Raw genomic sequence first — 20,850 nt, 5'->3', positions numbered from 1 at the left:
TGTTTCCCACGGAAGCTTCCCACCGAGTGGAAAGCGCCCGTTGAGCGTGCGCCGGTCGCACGCCGAGAGTTTACGACACAGCGACGAAGAGGAGGACCGGCAGTGGAATCGTTCGGGCACGTCATCGCGGGTGAGGAGGTCGCCTCGGCCGACGGGACGACGTTCGAGTCCGTGGACCCGTGGACTCGGGAGTCGTGGGCCACGGTGGCTCTCGGCTCGGCTGGCGACGCCGAGCGCGCCGTACGCGCCGCGCGCTCGGCCTTCGACGAGGGCCCGTGGCCGCGGATGAGCTTCGCCGAGCGCGGCGCGATCATGCACCGCCTCGCCGACCTGGTGGAGAAGCACGTCGACGAGCTGGCGGCGGCCGACACCGCGGACATGGGCAAGCCGATCACCCAGACCGCGGGCCACGACGTCCCTCGCGCGGCGCGGAACTTCCGGTTCTTCGCCGACCACGCCCAGATCACCCCCGCCGAGACGTTCCCGATGCCGACCGGGCACCACGCCTACACCCAGTACGATCCCGCGGGCGTGGTGGCCGCCATCGCGCCGTGGAACTTCCCGCTCATGATGGCGAGCTGGAAGGTCGCGCCCGCGCTGGCGTGGGGGAACACGGTCGTGCTCAAGCCCGCCGAGCAGTCGCCCGCCTCGGCCACCATCCTGGCCCGGCTGGCGATCGAGGCCGGTCTGCCGCCCGGGGTGCTCAACGTCGTCCACGGGTTCGGGCCGAATTCGGTGGGCCAGGCGCTGACCGAGTCGCCGCTGGTCGACCGGATCACCTTCACCGGCGAGTCCGCCACCGGCCGGCTGATCTCCAGGGCAGCGGCGGCCAACCTGACCCCGGTGAGCCTGGAGTTGGGCGGCAAGGGCGCCAACATCGTCTTCGCCGACGCGGACCTCGACCAGGCGGTCGACTGGTCCATCCGGGCGATCTTCAGTAACAGCGGGCAGGTCTGCCTGGCCGGCAGCCGGCTGTACGTGCAGCGCGAGGTGTACGACGAGTTCCTGGCCAGGTTCACCGCCGCCGCCGACGCGCTCGTGCTCGGCGACCCGAAGGACGAGGCGACGCAGATCGGCCCGCTGTCCTCCCAGGAGCACTTCACGAAGGTGGCCGGCTACCTCGACATCGCGACGGAGGCCGGTGCGCGGCTGCACACGGGCGGTCTGGGCGAGGGGTGGGCCGTGCGGCCGACCGTGGTGGTCGGCGCGGGGCAGCGCGACCGGGTCACCCAGGAGGAGATCTTCGGGCCCGTCGTGGTCGTGCTCCCGTTCGACGACGAGGCGGAGGCGGTGACGGCGGCCAACGACACGCCGTACGGCCTGAACGCCATGCTGTTCACCCAGGACCTCTCCCGCGCCCACCGCGTCGCACGCGCGCTGCGGGTCGGCACCGTCTGGGCGAACTGCTTCTTCGTCAGGGACCTCCGCGCGCCCTTCGGCGGCGCGAAGAACTCCGGCGTCGGACGCGAGGGCGGCACGTACAGCCGGGAGTTCTTCACCGAACCCAAGGCCGTCATCATGGAGATCTCGTGACGAGGGCCGCCTCACCGCGACCCGCGCGTCCGACTCGCAAGGAGCAGACAATGACCGACATCCGAGCCGTCAGCACCCGCAACGCACCCACCGTGGGCTTCTCCACGGGTACGGCCGCACCGCTCTCCCAGGCGATCGTGCACGGTGACACCATCTACTGTTCGGGCACCGGGCCGCTTGACCCGGAGACCCGCACCATCGTCTCCGACGACTTCGCCGAGCAGGTCAGGCAGACGCTCACCAACCTGGTCGCGGTCGTCGAGGCGGCGGGCGGTGGCCGGGAGTCCATCCTCAAATGCACCTGCTTCGTGCGGGACGTGGCGAACTTCCCGGTGTTCAACGCCGTCTACCGCGAGTTCTTCGAGGGCGCCCCGCACTTCCCCGCGCGGACCACGGTCATCGCGACCCCGCACCGCACCGGCGTGCAGGTCGAGGTCGAGTGCGTCGCCGCCGTGATCCGGCGATGACCGACCTGGTCCTGCTCGGCGGCCGGGTGCACACGCTGGACGCGCGCGGCACGGTCGCCGAGGCGGTCGCGGTGACCGGTGGCCGGGTGTCCGCGGTCGGCTCGGACGCCGACGTCGAACACCTGGCCGGCCCGTCCACCAGGGTGGTACGGCTCGCGGGCCGGGCCGTGATCCCCGGGCTGATCGACTCGCACTGCCACTTCGAGAACGCGGGCATGGACGGGTACACCGTGTCGTTCGCGGGCGTCCGCACGCTGGACGCCGCGCTGGACCGGATCGCCACCCTCGCCGCCACCCGCGAGCCCGGCGCATGGGTGCTGGGACAGCCGTGGAACCCGGCGCTCCAGCTCGCCGAGGGCCGGGGGCCCGACCGGCGCGAGCTGGATCGCGCGGCGGGCGGACGCCCGGTCTATCTGCCGGAGGGCCACGCCGCGATGGCCGGCACCGCCGCGCTGGAACGGGCCGGCATCGACCCGGAGGGGCACGACGGCCGGTTGGTCGAGGGTGCCATGCACGCCGTCGCCCGGGTGGTGCCGGCCTGGTCCCGCGAGGAGCGGGCCGCCCAGCTCACCGCCGCGATGCGAGCGCTCAACCGGTGCGGCGTCACCTCGGTCGTGGCGGGCGCGCTACCGCCGGAAGACGTCGAGGCGGTGCGCGGGCTGGCCGTGGACGGACGCTCAACGCTCCGCGTGGCCGCGATGGTCACGCCGACCGGCGAGCTCAACCCGTCGGTCGAGATCGCGGACTGGGAGGCGGCGCTGGCCCTTGGCCCGCCCGCGCCCATTGGCAGGCACTACCTCACCCGGGGTATAAAGCTGCAGGTGGACGGTGGTATGACGCTCGGTACGGCGGCCACACGCGAGCCGTACCGCACCCGTCCCGGCTATCACGGCGAGCTGATCGCCGACCGGGACCGGCTCGCCGAGCTGGTCGGCGCGGCGCACCGCGCGGGCTGGCCGGTCGGCACGCACGTGGTGGGCGACGCCGCGATCGACGTCGCGCTCGACGTCTACGCGGCCACCCGGCATCGGGGCCTCCTGCCGGACGTGCTCATCCACGCCAGCCTGATCCAGCCCGACCAGATCGCCCGCGCCCGCGCGCTGGGCGTCCAGGTGGCCGCGCAGATCCCGTTCCTGTGGCGCAACCGGGCGGCCATCGCCGGTCACCTCGGAGACGCCCGCACCGAGGCCGCCGTGCCGCTGCGCGACCTCGTGGACGGCCTCGGGCTCGACGGTGTCGCGGCCGGCACCGACTATCCGATCAACGCCCTCGACCCGTTCCAGAACATCTACGCGATGACGACCAGGCGCGACGCGGCCGGCGACGTCGTGGGGGGCGCGCAGGCGGTCACCCGGGCGGAGGCCCTGCGCCTCTACACCACGTCCGGCGCCGCGCACACCGGGGAGCAGGAGGTGAAGGGCCGGCTCACCGCGGGCGCGCTCGCCGACCTGGCCGTGCTCGGCGCCGACCCGCTCACCGCGCCCGACGACCGACTCCGCGCGACCGAGGTCCTGATGACCGTCGTCGGCGGCCAGATCGTGTACGACACCGGCCTGCTCGGCTGAGCAGAACCTCAGGAGGTAACCATGCACCCCAGCCAGATGCCCATCGTCGAGTTGCGCAAGGCGGCCGACGAGCTGCGGGAGAGCGGCAAACGGGTCAAGGTGCTGTGGCAGGAGAGCGAGTCGCTCGCCTTCCTCGCCCGTGGCCGCGAATACCGCAGCGAGTTCCACCTCAACCCGAGCGACGAGGTGATGTTCATGGTGGAGGGCTCCATGGACCTGCACTACCGCAAGCCGGAGGGCGGTTCGGACATCGCGGTGATCCCCGAGGGCGGGACCATCTTCACCCCGACCGGGATCGCCCACTCGCCCCGGTTCGCGCCGGACGCGTTCGTACTGGTCATCGAACGGCTGCGGCGGCCGGGCGAGCTGGACCGCTTCCGCTGGTTCTGTCCCGCCTGCGATGAGTTCCTCCACGAGGAGGCCGTCCACGTGAGCGACTACCGCACCGACCCGGTGGCAGGCGCCTACCAGCGGTTCTACGGCGACGTCGTGGCGAGGACCTGCAAGTCCTGCGGCACGGTCATGCCGGACGAACGGCTGTGACGGCGATCGGCGACCTGGTGCTCGACGCGCTGCGCGCGCGTCCCGACCACGTCGCGTTTCTGCACGGAGGGGCCGGGCTGACCTACCGTGAGGCGGAGCGGCTGGTGCTGGGCGTGGCGGACACGCTGGCCGGGGCGGGCCTGCAGCCGGGTGACACGGTGCTGCAGATCCGGCCCAACGACCCGCTGCAGTGGCTGGTGAACGCCGCCTGCTACGTGGCGGGTCACCGTTCGGCCGCGCTGTCGCCGGGGGCGCTGCGCGGTGCGGCACTCGCCGAGCGGCTGGACCTCGTCGCGCCGGACGCCGTGCTCACCGAGCCGGGCGACCCGGATCTGGACGCGTGGTTGCGGGCACGTCCGGAGGTTCGCGTGCTGACCGATCGCGACCTGCGCGTGCTTACCGATCGCGACCTGACGGCCACGGTGACAGCCGCCGGGGAGCCCGGCGTCGCCGTACCCGCGCCCGCGCCCGCGAGCGCGGTGGTACGGCTGGCGTTCACCTCCGGCACCACCGGTCCGGTCAAGGGCGTCGAGCTGTCCGGCGGTGCGCTGGGCACGGTGGCGACCGTGCTGCGCGACACCCTTCCGTGGCCGGAACGGCCGCGCGTGCTCTGCCCGGAGTCGGTGTCCGGCGGCTTCGGCAACATGGTGCTGCCGACGCTGATGCTGGGCGGGACGTTCGTCGTCCCGGAACGTCCCGGCCCTGAGGCGCTGCTGGAGGCCGCCGTCCGGCACCGTCCGACCGTGCTGATGGCGATGCCGCCCGCGCTGCGCGCGCTGCTGGTCCACCCCGGTGCCGCCGGGCACGACTGGTCGTCCCTGGCGTTGGTGGTCTACAGCGGGGCCTCGTTCACCGACGAGGAGATCGACCGTGCGCACGCGCTGTTCGGCGAGGTGCTGTGCGGGGTGTTCGGCCAGGTCGAGGTGCCCAAGACGATCGCATGGACCCGCCCGGCCGACCACCTGGACCCGCGCTTTCGCTCCTCGCTCGGCGTGCCGTTCCCCGGCACCGAGGTCCGGGTGTGCGGTCCCGATGGCCGTGACCTCCCGGCGGGGCAGCCGGGGGAGCTGTGGGTACGGGGCCCGACCACCGCGCGCGGCTACGCCTTCCCTCCGGGCACACCGTTCGAGAGCGGGTGGCTGCGCACCGGCGACGTCTGCCGACGGGACGCCCACGGTCGCCTTCACCACGTCAATCGCGTCCAGGATGTGCTGCGGACCGGAGACGCCTACGTGTGCCCGAGCGATCTGGAGGCCGTCGTGTCGCGACACATCGGGCATCCGGCGGCGGTCGTCCCGACAGGTCCTGGAGGCGTCGCCGTTCTGGTCGAGGGCGTCGCGCCGCCGGACACGGGGCCGCGGGGGGCGGCGTCGCGGGAGACGGCGTCGTTGGGGACAGTGTCGCGGGACACGACGTCGCCGGGTACGGCGTCGTGGGACAAGGTGGAGAAGACCGTGCGCGACGCGCTGCGCGACGCCCCCGTCGTGATCGACGCGGTCCTCCCGGCCGAGCGGCTGCCCCGCGACGTCATGGGACGGCTCGACCGCGCCCGGCTCGCCGAGGTGGCCGGATGAGCGACACCACGCCGGTGCCCGCTCCGGTGATCGACGTGCACACCCACGCGTTGCCGATGTCCTTGCTGACCTGGCTGTCCGGCCGCGGCCTCGCCGACCTGTCCGACCTCGCCGCGGGCGTGGTCAGGATCGACCCGCTGGTGTCCGGGATACCGAAGGGCGCGCCGATCCCGCTGTCGCCCGCCCAGTACGACGTCACCGAGCGGCTGGCGGACATGCGCCGGATGGGCGTCACTCGCCAGCTCGTGTCGGTGCCGCCGTTCGTGACGTGCGCCGACGTCGCCGACGAGCGGGACGTCCTCACCGTGGTCCGCCGAGGCAACGACGCGCTCGCCGATCTCCTCGCCGGGCACCGCGGGGTGCTCGACCCGCTCGGGTACGTGCCGCTCGGCACGCCGGCCGCACCGGACGAGGCCCGCCGCTGCCTGGACGAGCTGGGGTGCGCGGGCATCGCCATCGGCACCCGCGGCCTCGGCGCGGAACTGGACGATCCCGTGCACGAGCCGCTGTGGGAGTTTCTCGCGGAGCGCCGGGCGTTCGTCTTCCTGCACCCCAACAGCGCCCCCGGCGGCCCGCGGCTCGCCGACTACTGGCTACCTCAGCTCGCGGGCTTCCCGATGGAGACCGCGCTCGCCGTCTCACGGCTCGTGCTCGGCGGCGTCCTGGAAAGGCACGACCTGTCGCTGTGCCTGGCACACGGTGGCGGGTGTCTGCCGTCCCTGCTCGGCAGGCTGGACCTCGGCTGGTCGCGCAAACCGGTCGCCAGGACCACGCCGCGTCCACCGAGCGACTATCTGCGCCGCCTCTACTACGACACCGCCACCTTCTCGACCCCGCTGCTGCGACGGCTCGTCGAGGACTTCGGTGTGGACCACGTGCTCGTCGGCACGGACTATCCGTTCGAACTCGCCGACACCGACCCGCTCGGTACGGTCGCGGCGCTCGGGCTCGCGCCGGGGAACGCCGCCGCCGTCCTGGCGGGGACGGCTACCGCGCTGCTGACCGGATCGGAGTGACGGTGCCGGCCTGCCCGCTCGTGTAGCCCTTGGCCAGCTCACGGGAGATCGACTTCGCTGCCAGCCGTAGCGCGGGCTCCACCGCCGCCAGTGACCGCGTGCGGGTGACGGTGTGCGAGACGACGGAGAGCGCCGCCACGACCTTGCCGTCGGGCCCGTGGATGGGGGCCGCCACGGACACGGTGCCCAGCGACAGCTCCTCGGCGCAGCGGGCGATGCCGGTCGCGCGGATCTCCTGCAGCGACCGCATCAGCAGGCCGGGCATGACGATGGTGTGCGGGGTGTAGCGCTTCAGCCCGGCTGTCAGCACGGCCTGCTGCAGCTCGCGCGACGCGTGGGCCAGAAGTATCTTGCCGACCCCTGTGGCGTGCAGCGGAGATCGCCCGCCGACGCGGCTGACCACGTCGACCGAGCGGTGCCCCCACACGCGTTCGACGTAGAGGACCTCGTCGCCGTCGAGCACCGCGAGGTGGACGTTCTCCCCGGTGGTCTCGTAGAGATCATGGATGAACGGTAGCGACACGTCCCGCAGCGTGCGCGGTTGCGGGCACAGCGAGCCCAGCTCCCACATGCGCAGCCCGATCCGGTAGACCCCGTCGCGCTCCTTCTTCAACGCCCCCAGCTCGACGAGTTCGGCCGCGATACGGTGCACCGTCGAGACCGGCAGCCCGGTGAGGGCGGTCAGTTCGACGAGGCGGAGCGCGGGCCGCTCCGGTGAGAAGGCGTTGAGCAGGGCGAAGACCCGGCTGGACACGGTCCGGCCGGGCTTGTGGGCGTCTCGGGGTGCGCTCATGGGGACAATCGTGGGTCGAGTCATCGCGGATCAGCCGTCCGGTGCATGGATGGTACCTCATCGTTTCGAGATCGCCGCAGGTCAAGGGCGAGTATGACGATCACGGCCGTCGCGACGGCGGTCATCGCCACCGCGAGCGCACGCAGGTCGACGGGCATGGCGGGGTCGCCGGGGGCGGACGCGCCGACCAGCCCGACCGCGAGGATCGCGCCGACGTAGCGGGCCGACTGGAACAGACCGCCGACCACACCGGACATCCCGGCGGGGGCGCGCTCGTACATCAGCCGCTGCAACCCGAGGTTGCACAACCCGTACGGCACACCGAGCACCACGCCGTCGACCACGACGACCCACGCGGGCGTCGCCGTGTCAAAGGTGGTGATCGCGGCGACGCTGGCCAGCAGCAGCCCGCCGCCGGCCAGCAGGGTGCGCCCTACGCCGAGCCGGCGCATGACGGGACCGCCGAGCACGGTCGCCACGACGCTGGTGGCCGCGATCGGCATGATCAACAGTCCGGTGTGCGCCGCGTCGAACCCGAGCGCGGTCTGCAACCACGGCGGCAGCCCGTAGAACGCGCCGTAATAGGCCAGGTTGAACAGCGTGAACGTGCCGAGTACCGGCACCAGCCCGGGTGCCGCGGCGAGCGCGCGGACGTCCACGAACGGCTCGGCGGCACGCCGTTCCCAGCACAGGAACCCGGTTCCGGCGACGATCACGCCTGCCAGGCCGGGAACCGAGACCTTCGGGAGGGCGAGCATCAGATCCAGCAGGCCGATCACCGTCCCCGCGAACAGGACGACCCCCACCGGATCGATCGCGCGGACCAGGCCCCCGCGTGCGGACGGAGGCTCCTCGGGGCCAAGCGCGCGGACCAGGCTCCCGCGTGCGGGCCGCCGCTCCTCGGGGCCGATCGCGCGCCAGGCGAGCACCAGCGCTCCCAGCATGACCGGCAGGTTGACCCAGAAGACGGCCTGCCACCCGGCCCAGGACGTCAGCAGTCCGCCGAGCACCGGGCCGACCGCCCCCGCGGTGGTGTTGACCGTCGCGACGGTGGACAGCCGCGTCGCGTCGCCGTTCCGCCGGATGACGACCATCGCGCATGGGAACGCAGTCGACACGCCGGCGGCCTGTACGCACCGGCACAGCACGAGCAGTGGCAGCGACGTGGCCGTGGCCGCCACCGCGGAGGCGACGGCCGCCACCGCCATCCCGGCCACGAACAGCCTGCGCGGGCCGACGCGGTCCGCCACCCGGCCGAGCACCGGCTGGCAGACGCAGGCGGTCAGATAGAAGACGGTGACGACCCACGTCGTCGTGGCCAGCGGCTGGGCGAGATCGCGCTGGATGGGCGCGAGCGCCACCGCGATCATCGAGGAGTTGAGCGGGGCGAGCAGGGTGCCCGCGAGCAGCGCCGCCAGCGCCGTCCTCGCCCTGCGGTCCGGCCGGACGGTGTTCGTCATCCCGCGGGGCCACCCGCCCGCAGCAGAAGCTTGCCCCGGACCCGGCCGTCGGCCAGCTCGCGCAGGGCACGCGGCCCCTCCTCGAGCGGGAGCACGTCGTGCACGTGGTGGCGCAACCGGCCGGCCGCGGCCCAGTCGAAGATCTGGCGCAGGTTCCGCTCCTGGGCTGCCCGGTCCCGCCGGACGAACTCGCCCCAGAACACCCCGACCACCGCGGAGCCCTTGACCAGCGGGATGTTCAGCCCGACGCGCGGGATGCCGCCTGAGGCGAACCCGACCACGAGGTACCGGCCGCCCCACGCGACGGCGCGGACCGCCGCCTCCGCCACCGCACCGCCCACCGGGTCGAACACCACGTCCGCGCCCGCTCCGTCGGTCAACTCCTTGATCGCTGCCTTGGCGTCGCCGTCGCCGCCGTAGGAGAAGGTCTCGTGCGCGCCGTGCCGGCGGGCCGACTCCGCCCGCTCCGGCGCGGAGGCGCCCGCGATCACCCGGGCGCCGAGCAGGTTTCCCACGTCCACGGCGGCGGAGCCGACCCCGCCCGCGGCGCCGAGCACGGCGAGCGTCTCGCCCGCGCGCAGCCCGGCCCGCTGGACGAGCGCGTGGTAGGCGGTCGAGTAGGCCACCAGAATCGCCGCGGCCTGCCGGTCGGTGACACCGCCGGGCACTGTGGTGACCCGGTCCGCCCGGACCAGTACGGCGTCGCGGGCGCACCCGTACTCCTCGTTGCCCGTCACGCGGTCGCCGGGCCGCACGGACGTGACCCCCTCGCCGACGGCCACGACCGTCCCCGCGTACTCGCTGCCGGGAGAGAACGGCGGCTCCGGCCTCACCACGTGCGTGCCCGCGATGATCAGCGTGTCGTGGAAGTTCAGCCCGACGTGGCTGACCGCGACCACCACCTCGCCCGGCCCCGGGTTCGGCGTCGCCACGTCGGCCAGCTCAAGATCCTCGGGCGCACCGAGCCGGGCGCAGACCAGCGCGCGCCCGTTCACTCGCCGCCCCCGAGGGCGGACACGACGCCCGCGGCCAGGAAGCCGTCCACCTCGGCCGCGGAGAATCCCGCCGCGCGCAGCACCTCCACGGTGTCCGCGCCGAGTTCCGGGGGTGTCGTGCGCAGGCCGGGCAACTCACCGTCGTAGCGGACCGGGTGCCGCAGCACGGTCGCCCGCTCCTCGCCCACCGGGAACTCGGCGAGCAGTCCCTCCGCGGCCACCTGAGGGTCGTCGCGCACGTCGTCGTAGGTGGCCACCCGCTCGAACCAGAATCCGCGCGGCTCCAGCCGGGAGGCCACCTCCGCGTAGGTCATCCCGGCGAGCACCCCGGCCACCGCCGCGGTGTACTCCTCCCGCTTGGCCCGCCTGGCCCCCTGGTCGTAGCCGGCCAGCGCGGGGGAGCCGAGCGTGTCGCCGAGGTCGTCCTCCGACCCGTTCAGCGCGATCACCATCGACGCGTCCAGCAGCCGGTACACGCCGTAGGGGGCGTCGATCGACCAGCACGCCGACTCGGCGGGGCGGCGGACGTCCGCCTCGGTCCTGCGGCCGGAGTAGTACAGCGCGAGCGACTCCGCCTGCAGGTCGAGCCCCGCGCCGAGCAGGCTCGACTCGACCCGGGTGCCCTCGCCGGTGGTCAGCCTGCGCGCGTAGGCGGCCAGCACGCCCATCGCGAGCAGTGCCGCGCCGTGCTGGTCCACGACGGGCGTGCCGGCCGCGGTGGGGCGGTCGCCGGTGACGTTCACCAGTCCGGTACGTGCCTGCACGAGCAGATCCACCCCCGGCCGCCCGGCCATCGGGCCGCGAGATCCCCAGCCGCTGGCCGAGGCGTAGACGATGTCCGGCTTGATCGCGCGCACCGCCTCGTACCCGAGGCCGAGCCGTTCCAGGGCGCCGCCCCGATAGTTCTCCAGCAGCACGTCGGCCCGCTCGATGAGCGGCCGGAGCACGGTGAGGGCATCCGGGTGCTTGAGGTCGACGGCGATCGAGCGTTTGTTCCGGTTGACCGACAGGAACGTCACGCTGCGCCCGGCGACCCGGATCCCCGCGCTGCCGATCCTGCGCTCCCACGACCCGCCGGGCGGCTCGACCTTGACGACGTCGGCGCCGAGGTCGGCCAGATACTGCGAGGCCGCGGGCCCCTGCACGAAGTGCGAGAAGCTCAGCACCCTCATCGAGTCGATCATGTACCCTCCCAGCAGCGGTTACCCGGCAGTGCGACCGTAGGAACGCGCGGCTCCAGCCCCAATGTCGCGTTCCCGCTGGGTGGGAACGCCCCCATATCGGGCGGGCTCCGGTCCGGCACCATGGTCGCCATGGCAAGAGGGTTCTCTCCGATACGCGTCCGGCTGCCGGGCCATGTGATCAACTGTGTGGTCGCGGGGCAGGGGCCCGCGGTGCTCCTCCTTCACGGGTGGCCGCAGACCGCCCACGCGTGGCGCGAGGTGGTGCCACTGCTCGCCGACCGGTACACCGTCGTCGCCCCCGACCTGCCCGGTTTCGGGGCCGGTTCGCGACCGGACGGCGGGTACGACAAGCGCACGGTGGCGAGCACCCTGGCCCGGCTCATGGCCGCCCTCGGGCTGACCCGCTACCACCTCGTCGGCCACGACGTCGGCGGCCAGGTCGCCTACCCGCTCGCCGCGCTGCACCCGGAGTCGGTGCGCAGCCTGACGTTCGTCGAGGCGGGCATCCCCGGGCTCGGCGGGAGCCTCGCCGCGGCGAACCCGTTGACCGGCGGGTCCTGGCACTTCGGCTTCAACATGGTGCCCGACCTGCCGGAGTTCCTGCTCGCCGGTCGCGAGCGCGGCTACCTGGAGTTCATGTTCCGCCGTGACACGGTGGGCCTGTACGTGACCGGGGCGATCGACGACGCGGCCATGGACGTCTACGCGCGTGCCCTGGCCGCCCCCGGAGCGGTGCGCGCCACCATGGGTTACTACCGGGCGCTGCCGACCGACATCGCCGACAACCGGGAGCTGTGCGCCGCCGGGCCGCTGCGGGTGCCCACGCTGGTGGTGGGCGCGCGGCAGGGCGTCGGACTCGGCTGGCTGGACACCGTCCAGGAGGCCGTCGCGGATGTGTCGGCGCACTGGGTGGAAGAATGCGGCCACTATGTGCCGGAGGAGCGCCCCGCCGAGCTGACGCGGCTGCTGACGGAGATGTGGCGGGAGGTCGAGTCGCGTGAAGAAAACGAGTGACGTGGTGCTGATCCACGGGGCCTGGCACGGGGCCGGGCACCTCGTGGCCCTCGCCGGGGCGCTGACCGCCACGGGTCGGCGCGTCCTGACGCTCGACCTGGTGGGGCACGGCACCCGGGCCCGCTTCCCGGCGAGTTACCTCGGCGGAGACGTCGCCGCGCTGCCTACGGAGGTGTCCCCGCTCGCGGGCCTGAGCCTCGACGACGTGGCGGCGGACGTGGTGGACAGGTTGCGCGGGTTCGCCGCCCCGCCGATCGTCGCCGCGCACAGCATGGGCGGGACGGTCGCCACCCGGGTCGCCGAACTCGCCCCCGAACTGGTGGCCGGGCTGGTGTACGTCACCGCGTTCGTCCCCACCTCGCTGGGTCCCGCGGGCGCGTACCTGGCCCTGCCGGAGGCGCGGAGCGCGCTCGGCGGCGGACTCTACCTGGGCGATCCCGCGGTCCTCGGCGCGGTGCGGATCAACCCGCGCAGCACCGACCCTGCCTATCAGGACGAACTGCACGCCGCCTACTTCAGCGACCTCGACCGCCCCGGCTTCCAGGCCATGGCCGCCCTCCTCACCCCCGACCAGCCGATGGCGTTCCTCACCACTCCGACCGGGGCCACGGCCGAGCGCTGGGGGACCGTGCCCCGGACCTACGTACGTACCACCCGCGACCACGCGCTGCCCGTCGCGCTCCAGGACGTGATGATCCGGCACGCCGACGAGCTGGCCCCCGCGACCGCGTTCGTCCAGGCGACCCTCGACGCGGGGCACGCGGTCTTCGCCGGCGCCCCGGCCGAGGTGGCGGACATCATCCACCGTGCCCCGGTACGACGGTGACGACCACGCCCGTCACGTCGAAGGGCGGCCCACCGACGGCCCACCAGGGATGGCGGCCAGCAGTTCGCGGGTGAACGACGCCTCGGGGGCGGCGAGCACCTCGGCCGTCGGGCCGGACTCGATGATCCTGCCGTCCCGCATCACCGCGAGCCGTCCCGCCGCGGCGGCCACCACGGCGAGGTCGTGCGAGATGAGCAGATAGGCCATCCCGTGCCTGTCCTGGAGCCGGCGCAGCAGCGCGAGGATCTGGGCCTGGGTCACCGCGTCCAGGGCGGACACCGGCTCGTCGAGCACGATCAGGTCGGGCGACGGCGCGAGCGCGCGGGCGATGGCGACGCGCTGGCGCTGCCCACCCGAGAGCGCCGAAGGCCGTCGCCGGGCCACCTCCGGGGGCAGGGCGACGTCCTCGAGCAGCCGTCGCACCCGTTCCCCGCGCTCCGCCCGGGTGCCGGCGCGCAGCGCCCGCAGTGGTTCGGCGATGATCCGGCCCACGGTCATCAGCGGGTCGAGCGACGCGTACGGGTTCTGCGCGACGAACTGCACGCGGCCGGCCCGCACGGGCGCGTCGTCCAGCAGCACGCCTCCGCTCGTCGGCTCGACGAGCCCGGTGATCATACGGGCGACAGTGGACTTGCCCGACCCCGACGCGCCGACCAGCCCGAGCGTGTCGGCCCTGGCCAGTGTGAACGAAGCGCCCTCGACCGCGACCGTGCCGCCCGGGTACACCTTGCGCAGATCGCGGACCGTGAGCAGCGGCTCTCCCGTGATCGGCGCGGGCCCGGCCGACGGCCTCGGGACCGAGTCGAGCAGCAGCCGCGTGTAGGCGGCCTCCGGAGCGCCGAGCACCCGCCCCACCGGGCCTTCCTCCACGACGCGGCCCTCGGTCATGACGGCCACGCGGTCCGCGCGGTCCGCGGCGACCCCGAGGTCGTGGGTGATCAGGAGAACGCTGGTGCCGTCCCTGGCTGCGATCTCCCGAATGAGATCGAGCACGGTCTTCTGCACGGTGGTGTCGAGCGCGGAGGTCGGCTCGTCGGCGATCAGCAGCGCGGGCCGTCCGACGAGCGCCATGCCCAGCAGCACCCGCTGCCGGAAGCCTCCGGAGAGCTGGTGCGGGTGGCGGTCGAGCACCGCCGCCGGGTCGGGGACGCCCACCCGGCCGAGCGCGTCCTGAAGGACGGCCTCGCCGGGCCGAGGGGTCCCGGTCAGCCGCAGGGCCTCGGCGAGCTGGGCGCGTACGGTCATCAGCGGATTGAGCGCGGTCCCCGGATCCTGGGGTACGAACGCGATCCGCCGTCCGCGCAGCCGCCGCCACGCCCGCTCCCGCAGGCCGTCCACCCGCTCGCCGTCGAAGGCGATCTCGCCGCCGGTCACCCTGGCCGTGTCCGGCAGCAGACCGGCCAGCGCGTGCGCGAGCGTGGACTTGCCCGACCCCGACTCGCCGACCACCGCCACGACCTGCCCGGCCTCCACCGTCAGGTCGGCGCCGTTCACGGCCGTCAGGCCGCGCCCGGACGGCCCGTAGCGGACGGTCAGGCCGCGTACGGCCAGCAGGGGTGTCATCGTCTCTCCGATCGCGTGCGCAGCACGTGTCCAAGGTGGTTGACCGCGAGCACCACGGTGACGATGACGAGACCGGGAACGGTCGTCAGCCACCACGCGGAGGCGAGGAACGGGCGCCCCGCGGCGATGAGCGAGCCCCACTCGGGCGTCGGCGGCGGAGCCCCGAAGCCGAGGAAGCTCACGGCGGCGACGGTGAGGACGGCGTTGCCCAGTTCGAGCGTCGCCAGCGCGGCGAGCGGCCCCGCGGCATTGGGCAGGAGGTGGGTCAGCAGCACGGTGGGACGCCCGGTCCCGCACACCGCGGCGGCCTCGACGTACCCGGACCCGCGCACCCTGATGACCTCGGCGCGCATGATCCGGGAGAACACCGCCGCGGCCGACACGCCGACCGCGACGGCCACCTCGCGCGTGCCCGGCCCGAGCACCGCCACGACCACGAGGACCAGCAGGAACGACGGCACGGCGAGCAGCACCTCCACCGCGCGCATGACCAGGTCGTCCAGCCGCCCACGCGCGGTTCCCGCCACCAACCCGATCGCCGATCCGGCGACGACGGCGATGCCCACCGCGATGACGGCGGCCTGCAGTGAGGGAGCCGATCCATGCACGACCCTGGACAACACGTCCCTGCCCAGCTCGTCCGTGCCGAGCAGATGGCCGTCCCCCGGCGGGAGCAGTCGCTGCGTGAGATCGCCGCGCAGCGGGTCGGCGGAGGAGAACAGGGCGGGCGCGAACGCGGCGGCCACGGCCGCCAGCAGCACGAGCGCCGACGGTACGACACCGAGCCGTCGCGCGAACCTCACGCGGCACGCTCCCGCAGCCGGGGGTCCACCAGCGGATGCGCCACGTCCACCACGAGCGTCAGCAGCGTGACGACCGCCGTGGCCACCACGACCAGGCCCTGCAGCATGGGCAGATCCCTCGTCGTGACCGCGGACTCGATCAACCGGCCGAGCCCGTTGCGTGCGAAGACCGTCTCCACCACGACCGACCCGGAGACCAGCCAGCCGACCAGCAGCGCGATCATCGTCAGCGCGGGCATGGCGGCGTTGCGCAGCGCGTGCGCCGTCACCGCCCGCGCCCGCGACGCGCCCTTGGCCCGCGCGGTGTCGACGTACGGCTGCCGCATCTCGGCGGTCAGCCGTTCGAGGAGCACCTGCGCCACGAAAGCCGACGACGGCACCGCCAGCGTCACGGCGGGCAGCACCAGACCGGCGAGCCCGTCCTCGCCCCGGGCGGGAAACAGCGGCAGGCCGAACGAGAACGCCTGCAACAGCACCAGGCCGAGCCAGAAGGTCGGGACGGACAGCGACAGGCCGGGCAGCGCGCCGAGCAGGCGACGCAGCCACAGCTGCCGGGTGTACGCGGCCGACCAGGCGATCAGGAAACCGAGCGGAAGCGCCACCAGCAGCGCGCCGCCCGCCAGCGCGAGGGTGCGCGGCGCCGCCTCGGCGATCGTCGCGCCGACATCCCGCCCGGTCTGGAACGACGTGCCGAGATCGCCGCGCAGGGCGCCGAGCAACCCGTCGAGATAACGCTCGACCGCCGGGCGGTCCAGACCGTACTCGGCCCGCAGCGCGGCCACCCGAGCCTCGTCCACCCCGTTCTCCGGCCCCATCATGATCCGCACGGGATCGGCGGGGAGGACGTTGAAGGCCGCGAAGGTGAGCGTGTACGCCGCCAGCACCACGGCCGCCGCCTGCGTGAGGCGCCGCGCCACGAACCGGGTCATCTCAGCTCCGAATGTCCAGGAGGATCCGCTGCCCGCCGACCTCCTGGCCGCTGTAGAGCACCACGTTGCCCGGCCGGAGCCTGCCGAGCAGCGCGAGGGTCAGCGCGCGCTGACCCCCGGTCGGGATGACGCCACCCTCTGGCACCGCCACCTCCCCGTCCTGCCGCAGCACCGCGCACCCCGACCAGGCGTCGATCGACGGGGCCGCGGCCGGTGAGTCCTCCGAGGCGGCCGGGCGGGCGGCGTAGCGATGGCCGCGCAGCGCGCGCCCGAGGTCGGCCGTCCACTCGTGGCCGTCGAACCCCACCACCAGGCTGAGCGTGCGGGTCGCATCCGGCCCCGGCGGGCCGGGCACCAGCCGGTCGGCCAGGCCGACCACCTCGACATCGCCGATCACGCGCGCCGGGACGGACAGCGTGCCCGCGGACTCACCGTCCTCCCGTTCCTCGACGAAGTACGCGGTGTCCTCCTCGGCCAGCGTCCCCTCGCGCACGCCGAGCAGGTACGCCGGGCCGAGAAGTTCGCCGTCGAGGGCCACCGGCGGCAGGACCGTCGCGCCCCCGTGCTGGAACCCGTAGGCCCCCTCGGCGTGCCCACCCGTCAGGGCCTCGGCGGCGAATCGCACGATTGCCGCATGGGCGATCCGCCGGGTCATCACCTGGACGACGAACCGGTCGCGGGCGTCCTGGAGCCTGGTCAGACCGTCGGCGTCGGCGAGCACCCGCACCCGCGACGGGTCGGTGAACGGGATGAGGGCGTCCCGCAGCAGCACGAGCTGCCACAGCCACTCGTTGTAGAGGTTGCGCGCGGCGTGCAGGCCGGGCCCGTCGATGAGCCGTTCGACCACCGGCGGAATCCAGGCGTACCCCACGCAACTGCTGTGGATGTCCGACGGGCCGGGCGCTCCCGTGGCGGGCACGGTTCTCACCAGGTCCAGGACCACCTCGGACACCGCGACGGCGTTCTCCCGCAGTTCGCCCCGCACGTCCTGGTCGGCGAGCCCGATGTCCAGCCGCAGCGTCCCATAGGGGCCCGACGTGCTCAGGGTGGCCTGGAGCCCGGCGACGAAGTCGGCCCTGGTGGCCTCGCCGCCGCCCGCGGCGGTGACCGCCGACTCCAGCAGCGTGCTCGCGGCGGCGACGAAGGCCGCGGGATCCACCGCACGGCCTCCGGCGAAGTCGTTCCATGTCATGCGCCTACCTCCACGTCCTGGAAGATCGGCCGCCCCGACGCGTCGAGGCGGACCCCTGTCACCCGCTCCGCGAGCCCCACCGACGACGCCTGCTCGAAGAGCGGGATGCCATGGCCTTCGGAAAGGATCGCCTTCGCCGCGGCGTCTACGGCGTCGGCGCGCTCGGCGGGATCGAGCACCGTGGCGATCCTGGCGATCGTGCTGTCCACCTTGTCCGGCCGAGTGCGCCGCAGCGGGTTCGCGCTCTTCACCGGGTACACGCTGGCGAGGACCGAGGGATCTCCCCTGGTCACCGCCCAGGAGACGAAGTCGTAGTCACCTGAGCCCTGCCGCGCGCTGTTGGTGGCGTCGTCGAGCGGCGTCGGTCGCAGCTCGATCCCGGCCTCGGCGAGCTGCTGGGCCATGAGCTGGTACACCGAGCCGTAGGGTTCGTTGGCCGAGTAGACCAGGTCGAACGACAGCCTTTGCGACCCCTTGGCACGCACACCGTCCGGGCCGAGCCGCCAGCCGGCCGCGTCGGCCAGCCTGGCCGCCTCGTCGGGCGCGAACGCCAGGTCGGCGGAGCGGTCGGCGTGGCCGGGCGTCGTGCCGGCGAGCACGTCGGTCGCCGGGCGTTCGCCCGCCGCGAGCAGCGGCGCGAACCGCGACCGGTCGAGGGCGGCACTGATCGCCCGCCGCACGGCGGGATCGCTCAGCGCGGGCCGTGACTCGTTGGGCAGCAGCGTGAACACGATGCCGGGCCGGGTGGCGGACAGCAGCCGGGGGCCGCGGTCGCCGAAGGACCGCTGGTCCTGCTGGAGCACCTGCAGGTCGGCGTCGAGCTGCCCGGAGAACAGGCTGCCGTGCCTGGCGCTCGGGTCGGTGACGATGGCGAAGGTCAGCGCGCGTACCCGCGGGACGCCCTGGTGGGCGGCGAGCGTGCTCGCCCAGGCGTATCCGGTGCGCGCCGAGAGCCGTACCTCCTCGTTGAGCGCGACCTGGCCGAGCACGAACGGCCCGGAGCCGACGAGCGCGCCCGCGCAGCGCTGCTGCGGGGTCTTCCCGAGCGTGCCCGGGGAGAGCATGCCGAGCGTCGCCATCGAGGTGGCCTGGAGGAACTGCGCGTTCGAGGTGCCGAACCGCACCTCGACGGTCCTCGCGTCGGGCGCGGAGGCTCCCTCGTAGGAGGCAAGGTAGCCCGAGCCGAGCGGGGAACGCGCGCCGAGCTCGGAGATGTCGTCGAGGTTGGCGACGACCGCGGCGGCGTCCAGCGGCGCGCCGTCGCTGAACGTCACACCGTCACGCAGGGTGAAGGTGAACCGCTTGGCCTGCTTGTCGACCTTCCACGACGTCGCGAGCCACGGCACGATCTCTCCGGTGCGCGGGTCCTGGTCGGTGAGCGAGTCCACGAGCTGGCGCGACACCTGGAGGTTGGAGGTCTGAGGGGTCTGGTGCGGGTCGAGACAGCTCACCGGCGCGGCGAGCCCCACGGTGAGGGAGTCGTTGGCGGGCCTTTCGGCGTCCGCGGTCGCGCAGGCGGTGAGCAGTACGGCGCAGCACGCGAGTACAGAGGTCAATCGGGACACGGGCACCAGTCTGCGAGCCCGCACCCGAGATCCCGGGGTCCCCGTTCTCACTCTGTGGAAAGCGGCGGGGTTTTCACTCGGCGGAACCCACCCATGACACCCTGGCGCGAGGGTGCCACGGCCGGGACACCGGCTACTTCAGGTCGACCTTCACCCCCTCGGAGAACACCGAGTCGTGCAGCTCCACGTACGCCGGTTTCACGGACTTCGCCAGATCGAACAGCACGATGCCTTTCACGCTGTTGCCCGGGTTGATGTCCTCGTACAGGGACTTGGAGTCCTCAAGGTAGATCGCGGCGCCGTCGTCGGCCTCGAACTCCCGGCCACGGTCGTCGTACAGCTTCTGCGCGCTCCCCGCGAACGCCTGCGCCTCGTCGCCGATGTTCTTCACCGTCACGTGGACCAGCAGGAACTCGCCCTGGGCCTTCTTGTTGAGGAACTCACCGCCGATCGTGGTCCTCTTCTCGGTTTTTGTGATCTTGAAGGCGAACTTCCCGTCCTTCACGAGGTCGCCGATCCCCGGGGGCGTGTCCTGCCGCGCCCCGCCCGCGGCACCGACCTTCTCCGAGGTTGCGCTCGTCGTGCCTGCCTGGTCGCCGTCGGCGCCGGCCAGGAGAGCGGCACAGCCGACCGGCAGGAGCAGGAGGGCGCCGATGATGAGCAGCCACTTCAGGGCGCCGCCCTTCTTCTTCGGCGGCGGGCCGGGGTGGTGGTACGGCGGGTACCCGGGGGAGGGGTGGGCCTGGTGGTGCGGCCCGGACGCAGGTGGGTAGGCCATGTGACTCTCCGTCTCGACCGTGTGATGTATCGGTGACATCAGGAGACGCGCCTGAGACGGGTGGGGAGGGCGTTACAGACGTGTCAGGCATGGGCCGGATGAGGACAGGTGCACTCGGCGACCGGCCTCCCGCGAGGTGCGGCGAACGAGCCCGTGCCGGGCGTCATGATGACCGGCTGCGCGGTCACCTTGCGGATCGCGATGCGGGCGACGTCGAACCCGGCGTCCGATCGGTTCGCGTCGCTCGTCGCCGAAGCCTGAAAACCATGATCCGCGGACCGGAGGTATTCGGAGCAGGACCAGGAACCCGTTTCGGGGGCGAAAACGAAAAAGCCCCGAATCTCCGACTTGCCGAGACTCAGGGTTTCCCTGGTGTCCGAGGGGGAGACTTGAACCGTTCGCCCATCTCCTGAGCAGCACCGACGCTCCGTGGCTGGATCTCTCATGTCCGGAATAGGCGTGCGGAGAGGGGGCGGTGCCCACACCCACCTCAACGAGGTCAGGTCTGATTTCGCGGCACACGACTATGCCGGGGAAGCTCGGCAACCACCAGTTCAGGATCCTCAGCAGAGGATCTCAACTGCGCTCAGGGCAGCGGTGGTAAGGGGGCGGGAGCTCGGTGATCACAGCACCGAACCCGTTCCTGCATCCCGGCAACCTGATCAACCCGGAAGCCAGGCCGTGCGCCGCCCCTCGACACCAGAAATCGCCGGGGAGGTGGTTCCGGTCGAAGGAGCTCGGGTCGAGCGTACTCAGCGCGATCGGGTTGGGGACCGGATCATTGGCGAGGATGTCGTGTAGGGGCAGGAGGTCTCGCAGGGCGCTTCGAGACCCGTTGCGAACCTGAACGCCCCGAGCGCCCGGATCGGTCGCGCGCTCGGTCTGCGGTCTGGTTCGCATCACGACGGTGTTGAGCAGGTGGGATCGGGCGCCGATGAGAAATGGCGCCGACAGCCGTCTAAGTAGACGTCCGGTGAAAACGCGCTGCGCGCATCAAGGGAGAGCAACGAGATGAGACTACTTCGATACTCGATCAACGTCACGCTCGAC

At 72.9% G+C, this 20,850-nt stretch carries 18 protein-coding genes; 8 read left to right on the top strand and 10 right to left on the bottom strand.

Annotated elements, in window-relative coordinates; genetic code table 11:
• Positions 1–102 precede the first annotated feature (102 nt).
• The 6 genes from ACFY3V_RS22120 to ACFY3V_RS22095 are packed head-to-tail and all read left to right on the top strand — an operon-like array spanning position 103 to position 6,698.
• A complete protein-coding gene (locus tag ACFY3V_RS22120; RefSeq protein ID WP_350941688.1) occupies positions 103–1,533 on the top strand; it encodes an aldehyde dehydrogenase in 1,431 nt (476 codons plus the stop codon).
• Positions 1,534–1,583: 50 nt separating this feature from the next.
• Positions 1,584–2,000 carry a RidA family protein gene (locus ACFY3V_RS22115; RefSeq protein WP_350941687.1) on the top strand — a complete coding sequence of 139 codons (417 nt, stop codon included), beginning with the start codon at positions 1,584–1,586 and terminating at the stop codon, positions 1,998–2,000.
• Positions 1,997–3,565, top strand: coding sequence for an amidohydrolase (locus ACFY3V_RS22110; RefSeq protein ID WP_389775803.1), 1,569 nt, complete (start codon positions 1,997–1,999; stop codon positions 3,563–3,565). The genes ACFY3V_RS22115 and ACFY3V_RS22110 overlap by 4 nt, the downstream gene beginning before the upstream one ends.
• A 21-nt stretch (positions 3,566–3,586) precedes the next feature.
• On the top strand, positions 3,587–4,108 hold the full coding sequence (locus ACFY3V_RS22105; RefSeq protein ID WP_389775800.1) for a 3-hydroxyanthranilate 3,4-dioxygenase: 522 nt from the start codon (positions 3,587–3,589) through the stop codon (positions 4,106–4,108).
• Positions 4,105–5,682 (top strand): class I adenylate-forming enzyme family protein, encoded by a 1,578-nt coding sequence (locus ACFY3V_RS22100; RefSeq protein WP_389775797.1) that lies wholly within the window; start codon positions 4,105–4,107, stop codon positions 5,680–5,682. Before ACFY3V_RS22105 ends, ACFY3V_RS22100 begins: the two co-directional genes overlap by 4 nt.
• Positions 5,679–6,698, top strand: a complete 1,020-nt coding sequence (locus ACFY3V_RS22095) for an amidohydrolase family protein (protein ID WP_389775794.1) — start codon at positions 5,679–5,681, stop codon at positions 6,696–6,698. The genes ACFY3V_RS22100 and ACFY3V_RS22095 overlap by 4 nt, the downstream gene beginning before the upstream one ends.
• Here ACFY3V_RS22095 and ACFY3V_RS22090 read toward each other — a convergent pair.
• From ACFY3V_RS22090 to ACFY3V_RS22075, 4 genes are read right to left on the bottom strand one after another with little or no spacing between them, the layout of a single operon-like run.
• Complete coding sequence (locus ACFY3V_RS22090) at positions 6,670–7,491, bottom strand: IclR family transcriptional regulator (RefSeq protein ID WP_350941677.1); 822 nt, start codon at positions 7,489–7,491, stop codon at positions 6,670–6,672. The two genes, ACFY3V_RS22095 and ACFY3V_RS22090, sit on opposite strands and share 29 nt — an antisense overlap.
• Positions 7,492–7,511: 20 nt before the next feature.
• Complete coding sequence (locus tag ACFY3V_RS22085) at positions 7,512–8,951, bottom strand: MFS transporter (protein ID WP_389775789.1); 1,440 nt, start codon at positions 8,949–8,951, stop codon at positions 7,512–7,514.
• Positions 8,948–9,946: an NADPH:quinone oxidoreductase family protein gene (locus ACFY3V_RS22080; protein ID WP_389775786.1), complete on the bottom strand. Its 999-nt coding sequence runs from the start codon at positions 9,944–9,946 to the stop codon at positions 8,948–8,950. Before ACFY3V_RS22080 ends, ACFY3V_RS22085 begins: the two co-directional genes overlap by 4 nt.
• Entirely contained in the window at positions 9,943–11,130 is a 1,188-nt protein-coding gene (locus ACFY3V_RS22075) for a CaiB/BaiF CoA transferase family protein (RefSeq protein WP_389775783.1), read from the bottom strand. Before ACFY3V_RS22075 ends, ACFY3V_RS22080 begins: the two co-directional genes overlap by 4 nt.
• 129 nt (positions 11,131–11,259) lie before the next feature.
• Between ACFY3V_RS22075 and ACFY3V_RS22070 the strand changes: the two genes are divergently transcribed.
• Both ACFY3V_RS22070 and ACFY3V_RS22065 read left to right on the top strand, forming a co-directional pair.
• The gene (locus tag ACFY3V_RS22070) at positions 11,260–12,144 is read left to right on the top strand and encodes an alpha/beta fold hydrolase (RefSeq protein ID WP_350941670.1); all 885 of its coding nucleotides are present in this window, start codon (positions 11,260–11,262) and stop codon (positions 12,142–12,144) included.
• Complete coding sequence (locus ACFY3V_RS22065) at positions 12,128–12,970, top strand: alpha/beta hydrolase (protein ID WP_389775780.1); 843 nt, start codon at positions 12,128–12,130, stop codon at positions 12,968–12,970. The genes ACFY3V_RS22070 and ACFY3V_RS22065 overlap by 17 nt, the downstream gene beginning before the upstream one ends.
• 12 nt (positions 12,971–12,982) lie before the next feature.
• On the opposite strand, the gene ACFY3V_RS22060 is transcribed toward ACFY3V_RS22065, so the two are convergent.
• The 6 genes from ACFY3V_RS22060 to ACFY3V_RS22035 all read right to left on the bottom strand — a co-directional run bounded on the left by ACFY3V_RS22060 (position 12,983) and on the right by ACFY3V_RS22035 (position 19,800).
• Positions 12,983–14,533, bottom strand: coding sequence for an ATP-binding cassette domain-containing protein (locus ACFY3V_RS22060; protein WP_389775777.1), 1,551 nt, complete (start codon positions 14,531–14,533; stop codon positions 12,983–12,985).
• Positions 14,530–15,336: an ABC transporter permease gene (locus tag ACFY3V_RS22055; RefSeq protein ID WP_389775774.1), complete on the bottom strand. Its 807-nt coding sequence runs from the start codon at positions 15,334–15,336 to the stop codon at positions 14,530–14,532. The genes ACFY3V_RS22060 and ACFY3V_RS22055 overlap by 4 nt, the downstream gene beginning before the upstream one ends.
• Positions 15,333–16,265, bottom strand: a complete 933-nt coding sequence (locus tag ACFY3V_RS22050) for an ABC transporter permease (protein WP_389775771.1) — start codon at positions 16,263–16,265, stop codon at positions 15,333–15,335. The genes ACFY3V_RS22055 and ACFY3V_RS22050 overlap by 4 nt, the downstream gene beginning before the upstream one ends.
• Position 16,266: 1 nt before the next feature.
• Positions 16,267–17,457, bottom strand: a complete 1,191-nt coding sequence (locus ACFY3V_RS22045; RefSeq protein ID WP_389775768.1) for a hypothetical protein — start codon at positions 17,455–17,457, stop codon at positions 16,267–16,269.
• Positions 17,454–19,022 (bottom strand): ABC transporter substrate-binding protein, encoded by a 1,569-nt coding sequence (locus ACFY3V_RS22040; protein WP_389775765.1) that lies wholly within the window; start codon positions 19,020–19,022, stop codon positions 17,454–17,456. The genes ACFY3V_RS22045 and ACFY3V_RS22040 overlap by 4 nt, the downstream gene beginning before the upstream one ends.
• A 133-nt stretch (positions 19,023–19,155) precedes the next feature.
• A complete protein-coding gene (locus ACFY3V_RS22035) occupies positions 19,156–19,800 on the bottom strand; it encodes a DUF4352 domain-containing protein (RefSeq protein WP_389775762.1) in 645 nt (214 codons plus the stop codon).
• Positions 19,801–20,850 lie beyond the last annotated feature (1,050 nt).

Source organism: Streptosporangium sp. NPDC000095 (assembly GCF_042899335.1).
Classification (GTDB): domain Bacteria; phylum Actinomycetota; class Actinomycetes; order Streptosporangiales; family Streptosporangiaceae; genus Streptosporangium.
The sequence above is the reverse complement of the archived record's forward strand: the minus strand, read 5'-3'. Positions and strand labels throughout refer to the sequence as shown.